This window comes from Actinocorallia aurantiaca, assembly GCF_039533685.1.
GTDB classification, from domain to species: domain Bacteria; phylum Actinomycetota; class Actinomycetes; order Streptosporangiales; family Streptosporangiaceae; genus Actinocorallia; species Actinocorallia aurantiaca.
This window is the reverse complement of the sequence record NZ_BAAATZ010000016.1, coordinates 94921-113347: the sequence shown is the minus strand read 5'-3', so window position 1 is coordinate 113347 and position 18427 is coordinate 94921. Positions and strand designations below refer to the sequence as shown.

Below are 18427 nucleotides of genomic sequence, written 5' to 3'. Positions count from 1 at the left end.
GGCCACCGGACCGGCGGGGCGGGCGGCGGCGGGGCGGGCGGCGGCGGGAGGTGCGGGCCGGCCGTTGACAGGAGGTACGTGACCGGGGCCGTTGCGAGGGGGCGGGGGAGCGGCGCTGCGGCGCTGTGGCGGGGGAGCGGGGCTGTGGCGGGGCGGCGGGGCGGGAGCCGCGGGAGGGGAGGAGGCCGGCCTGGTGTTGTTCGTCACACCTGGGGCGGCGGCGTTGTTCCGGGGAGCGGGGCGGCTGGGAGGGGTTCCGGAGGCGGGCGGCCGGGCGCTCGCAGGAGGGGCGGTCCCGCCGCGCCTCGGCGGTGGCGTCGGGGGCCGTCCGGTGACCCGGACCCGCGCCGATTCGGCGGGAGGGCCGGACGGCAGCGATGCGAGAGGGCTGTGATCACGCAGGTCGGCCCACCAGTCGTAGTTCGACGCGTCCCATGGTGCTCGGGCCGGGTCGTTCACCTCGGTCACTGTCACGCTCCCCCGCGCACGTCCCGCCTCCGGCCGGACGCCCGTTGCCCTCGGAACCGGTCGTTGAAACTACGAGCTCCCGGATTATAGGCACATAAGGTACTTTGCGTGATTGTGTGTTTATTCATGTGAACCTCGGGGGCTGTGAGCGGCGAGTGCTCCCGCGGAACAAGTGATCCTTCCCGTGGGATTAAGGAAGTGTTGTCATGGCAATTCCGGCTGGTCTCGGCAGAGTCGTCGTGATCATTCCGACGTACAACGAGCTGGAGAACCTCCCCAGGGTCGTCGGGAGAGTCCGGGCCGCGACTCCGGATGCCGACATCCTGGTCATCGACGACAACAGCCCCGACGGCACCGGCCGGCTGGCCGACGAGCACGCCGCGCGCGACCCCAAGATCCAGGTGCTGCACCGGACCGTCAAGGACGGCCTCGGCGGCGCCTACATCGCGGGCTTCACCCGGGCGCTGGAAGCCGGCTACGACGTGATGGTCGAGATGGATGCCGACGGCTCGCACCGTCCGGAGGAGCTTCCGCTCCTGCTCTCGGCGCTGCGGGACCAGGACGCGGACCTCGTGATCGGCTCCCGCTGGGTGGCCGGCGGCAAGGTGCACAACTGGCCCAGATCGCGTGAGGTGCTCTCCCGGGGCGGCAACCTCTACGCCCGGACCATGCTCCGCTTCCACCTCCGGGACTCGACCGCCGGGTACCGGGCCTTCCGCCGCACCGCCCTCGAGAAGATCGGCCTGGACGAGATCGACTCGCGGGGCTACTGCTTCCAGGTCGACATGGCGCTGCGGAGCGTCCGCGCGGGCCTGCGCGTGGTGGAGGTCCCCATCAACTTCGTGGAGCGCGAGATCGGCGTCAGCAAGATGAGCGGCAACATCGTGGGCGAGGCGATGTGGAGCGTCACCCGGTGGGGGTTCCGTGATCTCCTTCGGCGCTGACCGGCGCTGGTCGGCGGGAGGGCTCGGCGCCCGCCTGCGCCGCCTCGCGCGGGAGCTCATGAAGTTCGGCAGCGTCGGCGCCGTGGCCTTCGTGATCACGATCAGCTGCTTCAACCTGTTCACGATGGCGGCGGGGATCGGACCGCTCACGTCCAACGGGCTGGCCACCGTGATAGCCGCCACCTTTTCGTTCTACGCCAACCGCCACTGGACGTTCAAAGGCAGAAAGACCGAGAACGTCGGGCGCGAATACGTGCTTTTCTTCATACTCAACGCCGTCGGTCTGGCGATCACCCAGCTCTTCGTCGGCTTCACGTACTACGTACTGGTCCTGCGGGGGGCGATCGCCGGGAACATCAGCCTGGTTCTGGGCACCGGAGTCGCCACGTTCTTCCGGTACTACGCCTACAAGCGCTGGGTGTTCCGCAAGCCGCCCGCACGGGTGCCGTCGCCCCGCCGGACGGCGGCCGCCGGCGACCGTCCGCATCTGCGCCGTCATCGGCAGAGCCTCATGGTCGCGAGGACGGTCACGATCGAGGAATTCTTCTCGTGGACGTCCGACCGAAGCGTTCCGATGACTCACGGCCGGTATGTAGGGTCCGGTGGCAATCCGGATTCATCTGCTTTGCGGAGAAGTTGATGGCTGCTTATCGGGTGAGCCCCCGGACATGGCGTATCGCCGGCACGGTCATGGTGCTCTTCGCGGTGGTGTCGTGCCTCGTCCTGGTCTTCAGGGACGGCGGCTCCGGCGACGGGCCGTCGGAGGCCGGTCCCGGCTCCTCGCGCGTCGCGGAACAGGTGCCCGTGGCCGCGGAGAAGAACGCGTCCGGGCAGGACCCCGACCTTCTCGAAGGGTTCGTCCCCGACGACACCGAACCGGAGGTCCGGCCGTACGCCACCGGGCTGTCGGGCCGGGTGCACACGCCGAGGCCGGCGCCCAGCGCGCCGCCCGCGGCCGCTCCGGGCGACGGATGCGACCACGCCTACGGAGAGACCGGCCAGTGCGTCCCGTGGACCTTCCCCTCCTCGGTGAAGACCGTCGAGGAACGCTGTGAATGGCTCCGCGATCTCGGCTTCCCGTCGCCGCTCGCCTCCCGCGGCGACGACCGGCACGGTCTCGATCCCGACGGCGACGGGCTCGCCTGCGAGACCTAGACCGTTTCCCCGACTCCCCGTCCTCCCCCCACCTCAGGAACGGTGACACCATGATCTACCTTGCCCGTCGGCGCACCGCCGCGGTGTTCACGGCAGCGGGCGTCACCGTGACCGCCCTCCTGCCCGTCTCCCCGGCCGAGGCCGCCCCCAACCTGCTGAAGGTGCCCGGCTTCGAGAGCCTCTCCGGAGGCTTCCCGAAGTGCTGGCAGCCCCTCACCACGGGCAGGCCCGCCGGCAAGGTCAGCACGACCGGCCGCAGCCGCAGTGGCAAGCGCGCCCTGCAGGTCAAGCTGAACAACGCCAAGGGCGGCGTGCTCGGCTTCACGCAGAAGGCGTCCTGCGCGCCCTCGGCCGTGGTCGGCAACCATTACGACCTCTCGTTCCACTACAAGTCGACGGCCAAGGCGCGCGTCGTGCTGTGGCGCAAGGTGACCGGCCGCGGCTGGCAGCGCTGGTACACCATCGGCGCGCTGCGCGCCAGCGACGGCTTCCGCCGTGCCAAGGGCCGCGTCGCCGCCGTCCCGCCGGGCACGACCGCCCTGCGCTTCTCGGTGGAGCTCACCGGCAAGGGCACCCTGATCGCCGACGACGCCGTGCTGACCCGGGTCCCGGTGTCCATCAAGCGGTCGCGGTGCGTGGGCGGCAAGAAGTGCAAGACGGGCACGTGGAAGGTCCGGCAGGCCTCCGACCGGGTCCGCTCCATCCACGCCGTGGTGCTGCCGCGCACCGGCAAGGTCCTGCTCATCGCGGGCAGCGGCAACTCCGACCCGAACTTCCGGGCCGGCACCTTCACCTCGCAGATCTACGACCCGAAGACCGGCGCCTTCAAGGTCATCGCGACGCCTTCGGACATGTTCTGCGCGGGCCACGCCCAGCTGCCGGACGGCCGGATCCTCATCATGGGCGGCACCGGCAACTACGACCGCGGCGACGGCGAGAGCGCCTACGCCGGCCTCAAGTCGTCGTACATCTTCGACCCGGTCAACGAGACCTACCGGAAGACCAACGACATGGTGACCGGCCACTGGTATCCGTCGGCGACCGTGATGGGCAACGGCGACGTGTACTCGTTCGGCGGCTACCGCGAGTACATGGACCGTACCGAGAACTCCTTCCAGACCGAGGTCTTCTCGTGGTCGAAGAAGAGATGGCTCGGAGCCGCGGCCACCAAGAACTACATCGACTGGGGCACCTACCCCGGCATGATCCTCATGCAGGACGGGCGGCTGTTCTACAGCGGCTCCTACACGTTCAGCTACCCGAAGTTCCGCCCCGAGGACCAGTCGTTCCACACCGCGGCGGTCTTCGACCCGAAGACCGGCAACGTGACCGAGGTGCCCGGCCTGCGCCGGCCCAAGGAGCGCGACCAGTCGATGAGCCTGCTCATGCCGCCCGCGCAGGACCAGCGGGTCGTCATCATGGGCGGCGGCGACGTCAACAAGCTGAGCAACACCCCGCAGGGCAGCGGTGACGAACCGCACGCCCACAACACCGTCGACGTCATCGACCTCAAGAGCGGCGACCCGAAGTACCGGCCGGGCAAGAAGAACCTTCCGGCGGGCAAGATGTACCCGTCGCTGGTGCTGATGCCGGACGGCAAGATCTTCGAGACGGCCGGCGCCGCGTACACCCGCCGCAACGCGGTCCGCGAGGCGAGCATCTACGACCCGAACACCGGCGGCTTCCAGCGCGGAATCCCCGCCGACCCGAAGGGCCGCGGCTACCACAACACCGCGATGCTGCTGCCGGACGGCCGCATCCTCGCCGCGGGCGGCAACCCCGCCGACAACAGCTTCGACACCAGCGTGTCGATCTACACGCCGGGCTACCTGTACAAGAACAACCGCCCGGTGATCAAGTCGGCGCCGAAGTCGCTCCGGTACGGCGGCACCGGGCGGCTGTCCACCAACGGCGCGATCGCGCGGGCCGTGCTGATCCGCCCGTCGGCGGTGACGCACTCCTCCGACCCGAACCAGCGTTACGTCGACCTGAAGGTCAGCGGCAACGGCACCCGGCCGCGGGTGACGCTCGACAAGAACCGGAACCTCACCCCGCCCGGCTGGTACATGCTGTTCACCGTGAACGCCGACGGAGTGCCCTCCGTCGCGAAGTGGGTGAAGATCTCCTGACCGCTGTGAAGGGCAATCCCCTCCAGACCATCCCCGACCTTCTGCACCGCTACGTGGTGCCGGCGGCTCCGCCCATGGCCTGGTCGGCCGCGCCGACCAGGCGGCGGAGCAGGGTGGGCCTCGCGGCGCTGGCAGGGATCCTTCTCGTTCAGGGGCTGCTGTCCCTGCGCCTGATGAACACGGCCTACCAGGACGAGGCGCTGTACCTCTACGCGGGCCACATGTACCTGGACCTGTGGTTCGGCGACGGCGCGAAGCCGCCCCAGGGCTTCCTGGACATCTTCTCCGGCGCCCCCTACCTGTATCCGGTCGCGGCGGCGCTGGTCGACAGCGTCTTCGGCCTCGCGGGGGCGCGGTTCGTGAGCCTGCTGTGCATGGCCGGGGTGACCGCGCTGATCTACTCGCTGACCGTCCGGCTGTTCAACGTGCGGGCCGCGCTGGCGGCCGCGGCGGCGTACGCGGTCATCGAGGCCACCACCTACATGGGGAACTTCGCCACCTTCGACGCCCCGGCGCTGCTCTTCATCACGGTGGCGTTCTGGCTGGTGGTGAGGTTCGACCGGCGGCCGTCCTGGCCGCTGATGATCATCGTGCCGTTCCTGCTGTCGCTGGCGTTCGCCGTCAAGTACGCCGCGGCGATGTTCGCGGGGCCGGTGGTGGCGCTGGCGGTGGTCGTGGCCTGGCCTTACCGGGGAGCCGTGCGGTCGCTGCTGCGGGGCGTCGGGCTGTTCGCGATGACGGGCGTGTTCATCGGCCTGTGGGTGGCCTTCGGCGGCTTCCTCCAGGGCCTGAGGTTCACCACCATCGACCGTGAGATCAACACCGACGCGTCGGCCGCGTGGGTCCTGCGGCTCGCCGCCGAGTACGGCGGGGTGTTCCTGCTGATGGCCCTGCTCGGGGGAGTGCTCTACCTGCGCAGCCAGCGGCTCAACGAGGTGCCGCTCGCGCAGAGGGGGCCGGAGGGGGCGGTGAGCCCCGGGAAGGTCTGGCGGTTCTTCCTCGCCGCAGGGCTGTTCTCGTCGGGTCTGCTCGTCCCCGCCTACCAGGCCTACATCCACACCCAGGTCGCGCTGCACAAGCACCTGGGCTTCGGCCTGATGTTCGCCGCCCCGCTGGTCGGGGTGGGGCTGGTCCGGCTGATGGGCCGCCACTTCAGCAGCCCCCAGTTCGCGATCGCGGCGTGGCTGCTGCTGCTGGTCCCCGGGATGCAGCAGTCGGAGAAGCTGTTCTACGGCTGGCCGGACTCGACCATGCTGATGAAGCTCGTCGACGCGGAGCTGGAGCCGGACGACCTCTACCTCAGCAGCGTCCCGCAGGTGCAGCAGTACTACCTGGGCGACCGGACGACTCTGGAACAGTGGGTGTCCACCTACGACCTGCTCGACCCGTTCCTGCAGGAGAAGTACCTGAAGTACGTGGAGCAGACCAGGTTCGACATGATCATGCTGGACGACCAGGTCGAACCCGAGGTCAACAAGAAGATCCAGGACACGGTCGAGGCGAACCCGAAGTACCGGCTGCGCGCCCGCTTCTACTACGGCCAGGGCGAGCTGTTCGGCAACTACATGATCTGGGTGAAGCTGCCATGAGGACACGGACCCTGGCCGGACTGGTGACGGCTCTCATGCTGGCGCTGTTCTCGGCGACCGGCTGCGCCGAGGTGCTCAGGAACGATGAGGCGCGCAACATCGTGCCCGTCCCCTACGACGTCCGGGAGCTGATCCGGCCGAAGAAGAAGTTCTTCGGGATGGCGGTCAACGACGTGCGGGAGCCGAAGGTCATCGAGAAGTTCGCCAAGGACGCCGGCCGCAGGCCCAACCTGGTCGCGTTCTACGTGAGCTTTCTCGACAAGCTGGACGTCGAGTACGTGACGAAGATCTGGGAGGGCGGGGCGGTCCCGCTGGTCGTGTGGGAGCCGATGCGGATGTCGGCGGCCGACGTGGCCGCGGGGAAGTACGACGGCGTGCTGCGGGACTGGGCCGAGACGATCCGCGCGCTGCCGATGCCGATCGTGATCAACTGGGGCCACGAGTTCAACGGCGACTGGTACCCGTGGGGCCTGTGCGTGAAGCGCAGACCGCAGTCGGTGGCCTGCAAGACCGGCTACAAGACGACCGCCGCGGACTGGCTGAACTCCTACAAGCGCGTCCACGACCAGTTCATGTTCTACGGGGCCACCAACTCCATCTGGCTCTGGAGCCCGAACATCAACGACGGGCGCGGCGTCGACCTCGAGGATTACTGGCCGGGCCAGAAGTACGTGGACTGGGTCGGGCCGATCGGCTACTTCGAGTGGAGCGGCCCGGGGAGCGCGATGCGGTTCGGCGACCTGTTCGACCCGACCATCAGGCAGATCCGCAAGTTCTCCAACAAACCGGTACTGATCCCCGAGACCGGGGCGCCGCCGGGCCCCAACAAGGCGGCCGAGATCGGTGACCTGTGGCACAGCGTGGCGACCCGCAAGGACGTGGTCGGCGCGATCTGGTTCCACATCAAGAAGGAGAAGGACTGGCGGTTCACCACCGACCCGGGCGCCCACGCCGCCTTCAAGGACGCGGCGAGGAACCCGATGCTGAGACTCGATCCCGCCGCTCCCTGACCGCCAGAGATCTTTCGATACAGCTCACACTTTTGTCTGGTTTATCCAGATAATTTCTCGGCTATTGAAAGGTCCATGGACTTCAACGACGATGTGCGGCTCGATCCGTCGCAGGTCGAGGTCGGCCGTGGCGGCCGGGGCCGGGGCGTCGCCGCCGGGGGCGGCGTCGTCGGCGTCATCGGCCTGCTCGTGGCCCTCTTCTTCGGCGTCGACCCGTTCGGCGGGCAGGACGGCCAGGACGCGCGGCAGCCGCAGGGGGTCCAGGACGCGGGCGACCTCCGGGAGAAGTGCCTCACGGGCGCGGACGCCGAGCGGGACGAGGACTGCCTCGTCGTGGGGGTGGTGAACAGCGTCCAGAACTACTGGGAAAAGGCCTTCGCCGAAGACGGGCTGACATATGCGCCGGCCAGGACGCAGTTGTTCGAGGGCGCCACTCAGACGGGATGCGGGTACGCGACGAAGGACGTCGGACCGTTCTACTGCCCTGCGGACCAGAAGGTGTACCTGGATCTCACCTTCTTCGACGAACTGCAGTCCGGCTACGGGGCGCAGGGCGGGCCGGCCGCCCGGGCCTACGTGATCGGACACGAATACGGGCACCACGCGCAGAACCTGCTCGGGGCGATGAGCCGGACGCGCCAGGGCGCCACGGGAGCGTCCAGTCCCGCGGTGCGGCTGGAACTGCAGGCGGACTGCTACGCGGGAGTCTGGATGCACAACGCGGTGAAGACGGGGTATCTGGCCAAGATCACTCAGGCGGATCTCGATCAGGCGCTGAGCGCGGCCCAGGCCGTCGGTGACGACCGCATCCAGCAGCGCAGTCAGGGGTACGTGCAGCCCGACTCGTTCACGCACGGCACCTCCGCCCAGCGCGCCGCATGGCTGACCACGGGCTACTCCTCCGGAGATCCCGACCGCTGCGACACGTTCAAGGGCGAGATCTGAGCGCGAAGCGCAGGTCCGTCCGGACGCCCCTCGGCACCTGCGGAAGGGCGACTTCACCGAAAGATGATCCAGATCTGGCACTGGTAGTGCTTGTTCGCCCAGCTTTGTACGCAGATGCCGGTTCGGGTTGAGTGGAGACCGCAGTGCTGTTAGCTTCGCCCGGTGGACGACGACAGGCGTGCGCGGGCGGAGGCGATCGAGGGCTTCGCGGCGGCTCTGCAGGAACTGCGCGAATCGGTCGGCAACCCATCTTTCCGGGAGATGTCCGGACGATCTGGGGCGATCTCCCACACGACACTGCACGAAGCCACGAAGGGCAACCGGCTCCCGAGCTGGGAGACCACCGTCGAGTTCGTCAAGGCCTGCGGCGAGGACCCGGCCGAGTACCGCGAACGCTGGGAGAAGGCGAACCGGGCGGTCAGACCGGCGAGCGCCGGAACCCCTCCGGCCGGCGCGGACGCCCCGGTGAGCCGTCCGCCTGAGGAACTCGCGACCTTCGCCGCAGGCACCGTGGAACGCCGTACCGTGCACATCGCCGCAAGGCCGCAAGCACCCGGGCCGGTCGGCGAGAACCTGGTATCCGCGCCTACGCCGCCACCGCCCGGCGAGATCTCGGGCAACCCCCAGCCGATCCTCCCCGCGCCGGGCGGACGCAGGCGATTCCGGCCGGCCCGCCCTGTGGCAGCGCTCGCGGCAGCGGCCGTCGGTACGGGGGCGGTGGTCCTCATCGTGGCCGCCTTCAACCGCGGCTCCGGGACCGACGGGCAGAACCCGGACCCGTCTGGAAGCCCGTCGGTCATCGCGCTGTCCCCGGCCGACTGCCCGGTGACCCCGACCAACCCGCCTTCGGCCCCGCCGGCGAACAAGGGCGACGCCTCCGTGTTCGTCGAGGACGTCACGCTGCCCGACTGCACGCGCGTCGGCCCTGGCAAGACCGTCACCAAGGTGTGGCGGATCCAGAACGTCGGCACCGTGCCGTGGAAGGGGTACGTGCTGCGCCGCCTCGACCCGTCACAGCGCGCCGACCAGTGCCAGACCATCTCCGAGGTGCCGATCAAGGACACGTTCCCCGGCGAGACCGTCGACATCCGGACCGAGATCACCACACCGCGGAAACCGGGCTTCTGCTACGTGCGGTTCAAGATGGCGGACGCCTCGGGAAGGCTCCTGTTCCCCGGAAGCAGGCCGGTCAACTTCCAGATCATCGTCGCCGAACGCTGATTCCCCGCCGTGCGCGGCACGGCGGGGAATCAGTTCCGGGGGGTTCTCAGAGGGTCAGGACTTGATGGCGATCCCCTTGTAGTAGTACTTGAGGATCTTGGAGTAGCCCCAGCCCTTCCTGGCCAGGTCGCGGGAACCCTCCTGCGACATCCACGAGCCGTTGCGCCACCACGTGGAGCACGCCGTCGTGTTCTGGCAGTACTGGGCCTGGAAGATCTTCCCGCCCTTGGTCAGCCGGGTCTTCCACATCGTGTTCACCGCGGCGTTCGTCGCGGCCTTCGCGGAGCCGGGCCTGTACACCTGGCTGCCCGTGCTGTCGTAGACGTCGAAGCACTTGCCGCTCGCCGTCTTGCGCGTCGAGCTCAGCGCCCAGTACCAGCCGTAGTTCTTGACGGCGGCCGCCCCGGCCTTGAGGGACTCCTTCGGCCAGCTCGCGTACCACTCGTTGGGCAGGACGTTCTTGACGTAGTCCTTGAACTTGACCCGGTCCACGCGGTTGAGGGACTCCCGGTAGACGAGGATCGTCGTGGGGAGCTTGGTGTGCGTGCCGTCGGTCTTGCAGCCGGTCGGGGTCGACGGCGTGGAGCTCAGGAACCTGTGCGAGGCGTTCTGGTTCTTCAGGCCGGTTTCGAGGTTGCCCTTGGAACCGGGCTTGAAGTCCTGGTAAGCGCCCTTGTACTTGCTGTTGAAGTAGACGCGGACGGTTTTCTTGCTGCGGTTCCAGACAGAGGCGGCTTCGTTCTTGATGCACTTGCCCTTGCCGGCGCCGGCGCCCTTGAAGTCGTAGCAGGAGGGCTGCTTGGTGGCGTAGTCGGCGACCGACTTGGTGAAGTCGGAGACCGATCCCTTGTTGTTGCTGTTGAAGTAGTAGCAGAACTCACCGGTCTGGCAGACGCCGTCACGGCCGGCCGCCGAGGCGGGCGACGGGGCGGCGAGCACCACCCCGCCGACCACCATTGCGGCGGACGCTGCGATGAGCCGGGAGATCAGTCGTGCAGCTCGTGTGGACACAGTCGTCTTCTTCTCTTCTCAGAGGCCGCGGCGCGTTATCGGACGTTGTAGCCCTGGGAGATCCAGAACGAGTTCGGGTTCGGGTTGCTCAGGACCGGGTCGCCGACGCTCTTGGAGGCGCCCGTCTGGCGTCCGGGGCGCATCTCGACGTGGGTGTGCGCGCTCGACTTGTACGAGACCCCGCGCCACGCCTCGGTGGCGATGAGCTGGCCGCGCTTGATGTTCTGCCCCGCGCGCAGGGAGGACTTCGGAGCGGAGTGCAGGTAGACGACCGTCTTCTTCAGCGAGGCGTTGTAGATGGCGATCGTGGAGAGACCCGACCTGCCGTTGTAGCCGCGCCCGACGTAGGTGACCTTGCCGCTCGTCAGGGAGTAGACCTTCGAACCCACGCTGCGGGCGAGGTCGATGCCCTCGTGCCGGCCGGGGGTGTTGGTGTAACCGTCGAAGCCGCAGGTGATCCGGCCACTACCGGCCTTGTACAGCGCGTACGACATGTTGACGCGCTTCGAGTTCGACGGGCCGAACTGGTGCGAGGCGTTCTGGTTCTTCAGGGAGGAGTTCAGGTTGCCCTTGGCGCCGGCCTTGAAGTCCTGGTACTTGCCGCTGTAGCCGCTGTTGAAGTAGACGCGGACGGTTTTCTTGCTGCGGTTCCAGACAGAGGCGGCTTCGTTCTTGATGCACTTGCCCTTGCCGGCGCCGGCGCCCTTGAAGTCGTAGCAGGAGGGCTGCTTGGTGGCGTAGTCGGCGACCGACTTGGTGAAGTCGGAGACCGATCCCTTGTTGTTGCTGTTGAAGTAGTAGCAGAACTCACCGGTCTCGCAGACGCCGTTGCGGGTCGCCGCCGCGGCGGGCGACGCGGTGGCGAGCACCGTCCCGCCGAGCGCCGCCGCGGCGGTCGTCGCGACGAGGATCTTGTTGAGTTTTCCCATGGTGTGCTTCCTTCTGTCTGTGCTGTCGGCGTTGTCGGTAGGACTGAGGTTTCGGGGAGAGGTCAACGGCGCTGGTACTCCTCCCAGGTGCGGATGGTCACCTTCGGGCCGTCGTCCCGGCCGCGGCCGGAGAGCCCGTTGAGACCGAGGTAGTAGTCGCCGACCTGGTTCTGGGCCTGGCCGGCGAGGCTGGTGTCGCTGATGGCGACGGCGTGGATGTGCCACGGCCAGTCGCCCTGCTTGGGACTGCGCACCCATGCCGCGAAACCGACCTTGCGCAGTGCGCGGACGGCCGCGGTGCGGCTGGCGGCGTTCATCCCCTTCACCGAGATGTCGAGGGCGCCGCCGCCGTCGTGGGTGCCCGCGGACGTGGGGTCGCCGCCGGGGTTGTACGACCCCTGGTCCAGGACGAGCTTGCCGCCGAACAGCCGCTTCGCCTCGGTGAGCATGCTGCGCGTGCGGGTGTTGACGAGGACGCCGCCGCTGGACACCCGGGAGCCCGGGCCGATGGCGCGGGTGACCTTGAAGCGACCGGCTCCGAGCTTGACGAGCGACGCCTTGCCCGGCAGGCCGTTGGCGTCGAGACCGGTGAAGCCGAGCGACTTCTGGTACTTCTTGTAGGCGGTGACCGTCGTGGTGCCGAAGTAGCCGTCCACCCACTTGGCGGCGAGAAGCCGGCGGTCGCGCAGCGCCTTCTCGACGAGGAGCACGCCGGCCTTGGCTCCCGGGGTCAGCTTCGTGTCGGCCCGCCGAGGGTCGATCTGGGCCGCCTTGACGACGGCCTCCATGTTCACCTTCGGAAGGGCCTTGACGGCGGCCACCGGTGCGGCGGACGTCCCGGACGCTCCGGTCAGGGAAGCGAACAAGGCGGCCGCCACGAGGGCGGCGGCGCATGATTGCGGCTTCATCGTTTCTCCTGCGTCTCGGGTCCCGGGGGCGGTTCCCGCGGTGGACATCACCGTCTCGGTTCTGCCGATGTGTCCACAAGAAGATCGTGTTGTCAGCCTGTCCAAAGGGTCTTTCTTACAGGTGGACACGCCTCTGACAGGCGTCCGACGGCGGCGGGACGCAAGGACCGCGACCGCGCAGGGCGGTGTCCGGACAGGTCGAAACCATCTCATCCCGCCCGAACCGATCAAGATCTTAAGGGGTCCCGTTCCCGTCCGGCGCGGAAGGTCCGTGGTATTAGTTCGGCCATGGCGAACCGACTTGCAGGCGCGGCGACTCACGGTGCACTGCGGGCGTTGCGCTCGGTGTTCGACCGTGCGGACTCGCTGGCGGGCCGGCCGTTCACCGAGACGGACCTGATGGTGCCGCACACACGCTCACGCCGGTTCGGCTGGACGCACTACGGCGTCATGATCCCCGACCTGCCGGCACCGCACCGGTACTTCAGCATCATGTCCCTCATCGGCGCGACGGGATCGCTGGCGTTCGACAACGACCACGCTCTGGCCGCCGAACCCCGCAAGAACGCATCAGTGGTCACGGGCACGGCCGCCACCCATCCGCGCCATTTCGGCAACTACGAGATCGGGCGCGACGGACGGTTCAGCGACGACGGCGGCGAGATCCGGTTCGGCCGCGAAGTGGAGATCACCGGTTCGTACCCGAACTACAAGGTCGAAGTCGCCGTCGAGGATTTCACCCTGTCGATCGACATCGAGAACACCGACAAGGTCTCCTGGTTCTTCCACAGCCCCGTCTACAAGCACATGAGCCTGTTGTCCCACTACCGCGGCCAGGTCGCGATCGGCGAAGACCGGCAGCAGATCGAAGGCCTGTGCGCCTTCGAGTACGGCGCCTGCCCGAGCCCGTACCTCCTGCGGAGCAAACCCCTGCCGACGCGGTTCAAGGCTCCCCTGAACCATTTCGTCTACCACATCATCAATCTCGACCCGACCCACCAGGTCCTGCTCAGCCAGTACTCGATCGCCGGCCGCCCGCTGATGACCTTCGCCCTGCTCCGCTCCACGGACGCCTACACCTCGGTCCACCACGACACCACCTACGAGGTCCTCGAATACCGGCCGGCCGAGGCCCCCACCCCCGACGGCCGTTCGATGCGCCTTCCCCAGCGAACCAGATTCATCGTCGGCGACCGCGACCGCCCGTGGCTGGAGCTCGAGACCACCATGGACACCCCGTTCACCTACGGCCTGGGAACCGGCTTCGTCGGAGGCTTCGCCTACACCGGCCAATGGCGGAACGAAGCGATCACCGGCCGCGGATACGTCGAGTACATCGACCGCCGCGACGGCTGAACCCCACAGACGTCCCCGCCGAAGCACGGGCGGAACTCATCGAGTTCCACCGGTGACCGGCGTTGGCGTCACGTGATCGCTTGATCGTGCCCTCGGGATCGGGTACGAAGGCGCCGCCCGCTTACCGCACGGCGTACCGGCTCACCGCTCAACCCACGTAACGCCGTGCTGAGGAAGCCCGCCGCGGTCCTTCCAGCATGCGCAGCCCGCACGCCACGTGGTCCGGTACGACCCGGCGTTCGCGCAACACCCACGGCAGGCCCGCCATCGCGTCACCGACGGCCGCGAGCGTCGTGCGATCCAGCGGCGCGGAGCCGAGGACCGTACGCGCATGCCGCAGGACGTCGGGCCAGGGAAGGCGCAGCGCCGCCGTCCACAGCGTGTTACGGATGCCCAGGCGCCTCCGGAGGCGGGTGTCCCGGGCGGGTGAGGCCGCGTGGTGGACCACCACCTGCTCGGCCCAGCACATCCACCAGTCCGCCGCCGCGAGATCGAGCGCCAGCAACTCCTCCTCTCCGCCCAGCCACAGCCGCGGGGAGAACCCGCCCGCCTCGCGGAACGCCCGGACCCGCAGCATGGACGCGCCCGCCAGAATGCCGAGCAGCGCGGGTCCGGGCAGCCAGGGCGGTGCGGGCAGCGGCGACCTCCGCAGCTCGGCCGTCAGCGGATCCTCGGTGCGGTCCGGCTCCACGAGGATCAGGCCCGTCACCGACGCCAGGCGCGGATGGGCGTCGAGCAGGTCCGCCGCCCGGTCGGGCGCCTCGGGCCGCCACCAGGTGTCGTCATCGCAGAAGAGCACGTAGGGCGTGGTCACATGCCGGACGGCGATGTTACGCGCGACGGCCCCCAGGTTCTCTCGCAGGCGCAGCAGGACGACGCGGGGAAAGCGCTCCTCGACCATCGCCGAGGTCCCGTCCGTCGACCCGTTGTCGGCCACGATCACCGGTGGACCTCCCGGTAGCCCCGTCATGGCCTCAAGCGTCCGCAGCAGCTCCGGGCAGCGGTTCCATGTCATGATCACCACCGAGTACCGGGTCATGCCGAACCCTCCAGGAGTCGCAGTTCGCGCTCGACCCCGGCGGGCACCGGACGGCGGAGCGCCAACGCGCGCGGCAGCCTGCGCAGAGCCGCCCCGAAAGCGGCCCGCGCCTCGAGGTCGTGCGCGGCCATCCGCGCCAGACGGGCCGTCTCGCTCGCGGCGACCGGAACCCGGCGGCGCAGCCAGGACGTGAGCAGCGTGTTGCGCAATTCGATCACCCGCCTGCCGCCCGGCGGGCGCGCCTGCGAGGGCTCATGGACCGCGCACAGCTCCGCCACATGGCAGCACTCCCAGCCGCGCGCGGCCAGGTCCATGGCGAGCAGCGCCTCCTCGCCGCTGAAGAACAGCAGAGGGTGGAAGCCGCCCGCGTCCAGGAACGCCGCCCGGCGCACCACCGAGGCGCAGGCGAGAAAGCCGCGGACCGGCGGGCCGGGCAGATCCGGGCGGACGGGCAGGGGAGAGGCCGCCATCAGCGCGTTGACCGGGTCGGGTTCGCGATCGGGCCCGACCAGGGTCGTCGCCGCCACCAGGCCGAGCCGGGGGTGGTCATCGAGAATCCGGGCGGCCGCATCCAGGCTTCCCCGCTCCCACCAGGAATCATCATCGCTGAACGCCACATACCGGGTCCCGGCGGCGCGCACGCCGACGTTGCGCGCCGCCGCCCCCGTATTGGCCGCCAGCCGGATCAGGAGGACCTGCGGGAAATCCGCGGCGACCATCGCGGCGGTGCCGTCAGAAGAGGCGTTGTCGACCACGACGATCTGAGGGCGGTCGGGCAGCGCGGTCAGCAGACGCAGGGTCCGGGCCAGTTCCGCGCCCCGGTCGCGGGTGGCGATCACCACGCTCATCACGGCATCGGTCACCGCTTCCCCTCCCGCCTCGGCAACGCCGGAAAATCCCGGGTCGGGTCGGAGGGCCGTACGGCGGTGCGCCGAGCGGCGGCACGGGAACCCCGCTCCGGCCGCACCGGCAAGCGGGGGATCGCGACGCGGCACGCCGACCTCCTCATGGAGACGAACCATCCGGTCGCCGGAATCCGCACCCGTCACCTCCCTCGACACCCGAGAACGTCGATGCGATACCCGGCATTAAGTAACCAAAAGACCCAATCCGGGTACTTTTAGTGCCGTATGTCACTGCGCGTTCGAGAAGGCGTGAAGAAAGAGGCCAGTCGAGAATGCGGCTGGAGCTCGACGGTGCGAGTACGCCCGGACTGCTGCCATGCCCGTCCGGCATCACCTCGTTTTCGAGGCAGGTCCCGGTGGTCCGCTTCCTCTCGGCGGGCTCCGGACTTCGGTCGGTCGACGGGCACCGCGGGCGCACCGTCAGTGTCCGCGCCCATCGGCCGGGCGGCTTCAGGCGCGTGTCTCCGCCCGCCCTGGAGCCGAGTCGCCTTCTGCTCCCGCCAACAGTTTCACGGTGCCGTCGACGTACTTCTCGCTCGCTCGCTCGTTCGCTCGCCATGCCGCGCGGAAGCCGACTCGCGGTCAAGACCCAGCGACGGCCTTGCTCACCTTGTCAGGGCCGTCATAGTCTCCTTCGGGAATCCAGCGGAGTGTCTCCAGCGCCTCCTCGTCCGCGCCGTTCCGCTGGGCGTGCTCGCAGATCCGGTCCTTGTCGGCCGAATAATCGATCCCCGACAAATATTTCTGAATCCGGATGAAATCCGCCTGTGCCATGTCTCGGTCTCCCCTTCCCGTCCGCACACCGGCTGACGCCGGATACCCATCCCCTCCCCACCACCGGCCGAGCAATCACGCACCCCTGGGTGCCTCGAGGTTTCCGGACGGCTGGTTTGCGGTCAGTTCATCTAGGGCGTGTTCTGGGTCCGGATCTTCATGTGCCTGAGAGGCTGCGGATCCAGAGGAGCGCTCCGCGTAAGTGGAGTCCGGCGAGGTAGGCGAGCTCGAAACCGCGCTCGCGCGCAGCCGGACCGTCATCACCGGCCTTGCACTTCCACGTAGGAGGCGGACCTTCTGTGCGGGGGAGCTCAGGCCTCCAGGCAGTCCATGTGATTTCTCCTGGTGTGGAAGATGGCCGAGCCGGGATGATGGTGTGACGGCCGAAATCTGGGAGGCGTGAGTGCGGACGGGGCTGGAGGTCGCCGGGCGTTACCGGGTAGGGGAGAAACTGGGACGGGGCGCGTTCGGTGAGGTGTGGACGGCTGAGGATCTGCTGCGGGGCCGACGGGTGGCCGTCAAGTTCCTGCACCGGCATGTGGCGGACTCCGAACCGCTGTGGCTGAGCAAGTTCCGGCAGGAGGCGCGGATAGCGGTCCGGCTGAACCACCCTGGAGTCACGTCGGTCGAGGACTTCGGGGAGTACGACGGGCAGTGGTACCTCGTGATGGAGTTCCTCGAAGGCAAGGATCTCGGCCGTGAACTAGTCGAGCATCCGCAGGGCCTGGAGCCCGCCCGGGCGGTGAGGCTGATCGGGCAGGTGGTGCGGGCCCTGAGCGCCGCCCATGAGCACGGAATCGTGCACCGGGACCTCAAACCGGGCAACCTCATGCTCCTGGCCGATGACGAGGTCAAAATCTGTGACTTCGGTATCGCCCACATCGCCGAGGCGTCCGCCGTCCACAGTCTCGACGGCCGTCAGATCGGGACACCCGCTTACATGGCACCCGAACAATGGCTGGGCCGGCCCGTCGACCACCGCACGGACCTCTATGCGGTGGGAGCCATCCTGCACGCCCTCCTCACGGGCGCCCCGCCCTTCCCCGGCCCCACCGTCACCGCCTTCATGGGCCAGCACCTCACTCTCCCCCCACCGCCCATCACGCACCCCGGCACCCCTCACCACCTCGGGGAACTCATCCAAAGACTGCTCCACAAAGACCCCGACCACCGCCCCGACCACGCCTTCGTCCTCAACTCCCTGGTGGTCGGCCCACCCGACGACAGAGAACTCCTCGCCGCAGCGACCGACCGAGCAGGAGCCGGCGACATCGAAGCCGCACGCTCCTGGTTCATCAAGGCCATAGAGTCCGGGCATTCGGAGGTGGCACCATCGGCGATGCGGGACTTGGCCATTTTGGAGCGGGATCAGGGTCACGATGTGGATGCCGCACGCTCTTGGTTCATCAAGGCCATTGAGTCCGAGCACCCGGACCAGGCGCCGATGGCCATGCGCAACTTGGCCTTTCTGGAGCGGAACCAGGGGAACGACGTTGATGCCGCACGCTCTTGGTTCATCAAGACCATAGACTCCGAACACCCCCACGAGGCGCCGTGGGCGATGCGCGACTTGGCCCTTCTGGAATGGGATCAGGGGGATGTGGATGCCGCACGCTCTTGGTTCATCAAGGCCCTTGAGTCCGGGCATTCGGAGGTGGCGCCATCGGCGATGCGGGACTTGGCCATTTTGGAGCGGGATCAAGGGAACGACGTCGAAGCTGCGCGCTCTTGGTTCATCAAGGCCATTGAGTCCGGGCACTCGGACCAGGCGCCGATGGCCATGCGCAACTTGGCCTTTCTGGAGCGTAACCAAAGGAACGACGTCGAAGCCGCACGCTCCTGGTTCATCAAGACCATAAACTCCGAACACCCCCACGAGGCGCCGTGGGCGATGCTTGACCTGGCCTTTCTGGAGCGGGATCAGGGTCACGATGTGGATGCCGCGCGCTCTTGGTTCATCAAGGCCATTGAGTCCGGGCATTCCGAGGTGTCACCATCGGCTATGTACAACCTGGCCATTCTGGAGCGGGATCAGGGAAACGTG

The 18427-nt window shown here is 68.3% G+C and carries 16 protein-coding genes and 1 pseudogene; 10 read left to right on the top strand and 7 right to left on the bottom strand.

The genetic code is table 11. The annotated features are described in order from the left end of the window. A pseudogene (locus ABD327_RS20920) lies at nucleotides 1-468 on the bottom strand (hypothetical protein); the annotation flags it as partial. A gap of 206 nt (nucleotides 469-674) precedes the next feature. Between ABD327_RS20920 and ABD327_RS20915 the strand changes: the two are divergent. From ABD327_RS20915 to ABD327_RS20880, 8 genes are all read left to right on the top strand, one after another. After that, nucleotides 675-1412: a polyprenol monophosphomannose synthase gene (locus tag ABD327_RS20915; RefSeq protein WP_344452239.1), complete on the top strand. Its 738-nt coding sequence runs from the start codon at nucleotides 675-677 to the stop codon at nucleotides 1410-1412. Next, complete coding sequence (locus ABD327_RS20910; protein WP_344452238.1) at nucleotides 1393-2052, top strand: GtrA family protein; 660 nt, start codon at nucleotides 1393-1395, stop codon at nucleotides 2050-2052. The genes ABD327_RS20915 and ABD327_RS20910 overlap by 20 nt, the downstream gene beginning before the upstream one ends. Continuing rightward, a complete protein-coding gene (locus ABD327_RS20905) occupies nucleotides 2052-2567 on the top strand; it encodes a hypothetical protein (protein ID WP_344452236.1) in 516 nt (171 codons plus the stop codon). The genes ABD327_RS20910 and ABD327_RS20905 overlap by 1 nt, the downstream gene beginning before the upstream one ends. Before the next feature lie 50 nt (nucleotides 2568-2617). Next, complete coding sequence (locus ABD327_RS20900) at nucleotides 2618-4696, top strand: galactose oxidase early set domain-containing protein (protein ID WP_344452235.1); 2079 nt, start codon at nucleotides 2618-2620, stop codon at nucleotides 4694-4696. Nucleotides 4697-4701: 5 nt separating this feature from the next. Then, complete coding sequence (locus tag ABD327_RS20895; RefSeq protein ID WP_344452234.1) at nucleotides 4702-6285, top strand: ArnT family glycosyltransferase; 1584 nt, start codon at nucleotides 4702-4704, stop codon at nucleotides 6283-6285. Next, nucleotides 6282-7295, top strand: coding sequence for a glycoside hydrolase family 26 protein (locus ABD327_RS20890; protein ID WP_344452232.1), 1014 nt, complete (start codon nucleotides 6282-6284; stop codon nucleotides 7293-7295). Before ABD327_RS20895 ends, ABD327_RS20890 begins: the two co-directional genes overlap by 4 nt. 75 nt (nucleotides 7296-7370) lie before the next feature. Further along, nucleotides 7371-8240 carry a KPN_02809 family neutral zinc metallopeptidase gene (gene ypfJ, locus ABD327_RS20885; RefSeq protein WP_344452231.1) on the top strand — a complete coding sequence of 290 codons (870 nt, stop codon included), beginning with the start codon at nucleotides 7371-7373 and terminating at the stop codon, nucleotides 8238-8240. Between the two features lie 162 nt (nucleotides 8241-8402). Then, on the top strand, nucleotides 8403-9461 hold the full coding sequence (locus ABD327_RS20880; protein ID WP_344452230.1) for an NBR1-Ig-like domain-containing protein: 1059 nt from the start codon (nucleotides 8403-8405) through the stop codon (nucleotides 9459-9461). Nucleotides 9462-9515: 54 nt separating this feature from the next. On the opposite strand, the gene ABD327_RS20875 is transcribed toward ABD327_RS20880, so the two are convergent. The 3 genes from ABD327_RS20875 to ABD327_RS20865 form a co-directional block, all read right to left on the bottom strand. Then, the gene (locus ABD327_RS20875) at nucleotides 9516-10472 is read right to left on the bottom strand and encodes a SpoIID/LytB domain-containing protein (protein ID WP_344452229.1); all 957 of its coding nucleotides are present in this window, start codon (nucleotides 10470-10472) and stop codon (nucleotides 9516-9518) included. A 35-nt stretch (nucleotides 10473-10507) separates the two neighbouring features. Continuing rightward, the gene (locus ABD327_RS20870; protein WP_344452227.1) at nucleotides 10508-11401 is read right to left on the bottom strand and encodes a peptidase inhibitor family I36 protein; all 894 of its coding nucleotides are present in this window, start codon (nucleotides 11399-11401) and stop codon (nucleotides 10508-10510) included. Nucleotides 11402-11463: 62 nt separating this feature from the next. After that, nucleotides 11464-12309 carry a peptidoglycan-binding protein gene (locus ABD327_RS20865; RefSeq protein ID WP_344452225.1) on the bottom strand — a complete coding sequence of 282 codons (846 nt, stop codon included), beginning with the start codon at nucleotides 12307-12309 and terminating at the stop codon, nucleotides 11464-11466. Between the two features lie 288 nt (nucleotides 12310-12597). On the opposite strand from ABD327_RS20865, the gene ABD327_RS20860 reads away from it, so the two are divergent. Beyond that, nucleotides 12598-13665: a DUF6670 family protein gene (locus ABD327_RS20860; RefSeq protein ID WP_344452224.1), complete on the top strand. Its 1068-nt coding sequence runs from the start codon at nucleotides 12598-12600 to the stop codon at nucleotides 13663-13665. Between the two features lie 148 nt (nucleotides 13666-13813). Here the strand turns inward: ABD327_RS20860 and ABD327_RS20855 are convergent, their stop codons facing one another. The 3 genes from ABD327_RS20855 to ABD327_RS20845 form a co-directional block, all read right to left on the bottom strand. After that, nucleotides 13814-14704 carry a glycosyltransferase family 2 protein gene (locus ABD327_RS20855; protein WP_344452223.1) on the bottom strand — a complete coding sequence of 297 codons (891 nt, stop codon included), beginning with the start codon at nucleotides 14702-14704 and terminating at the stop codon, nucleotides 13814-13816. After that, nucleotides 14701-15552 (bottom strand): glycosyltransferase family 2 protein, encoded by an 852-nt coding sequence (locus ABD327_RS20850; protein WP_344452241.1) that lies wholly within the window; start codon nucleotides 15550-15552, stop codon nucleotides 14701-14703. Before ABD327_RS20850 ends, ABD327_RS20855 begins: the two co-directional genes overlap by 4 nt. A 639-nt stretch (nucleotides 15553-16191) precedes the next feature. Continuing rightward, nucleotides 16192-16383 (bottom strand): DUF2795 domain-containing protein, encoded by a 192-nt coding sequence (locus tag ABD327_RS20845; RefSeq protein WP_344452221.1) that lies wholly within the window; start codon nucleotides 16381-16383, stop codon nucleotides 16192-16194. A gap of 403 nt (nucleotides 16384-16786) precedes the next feature. Here ABD327_RS20845 and ABD327_RS20840 point away from each other — a divergent pair. Next, the coding region (locus ABD327_RS20840) for a protein kinase domain-containing protein (protein ID WP_344452220.1) at nucleotides 16787-18427 on the top strand (1641 nt) is incomplete at its 3' end.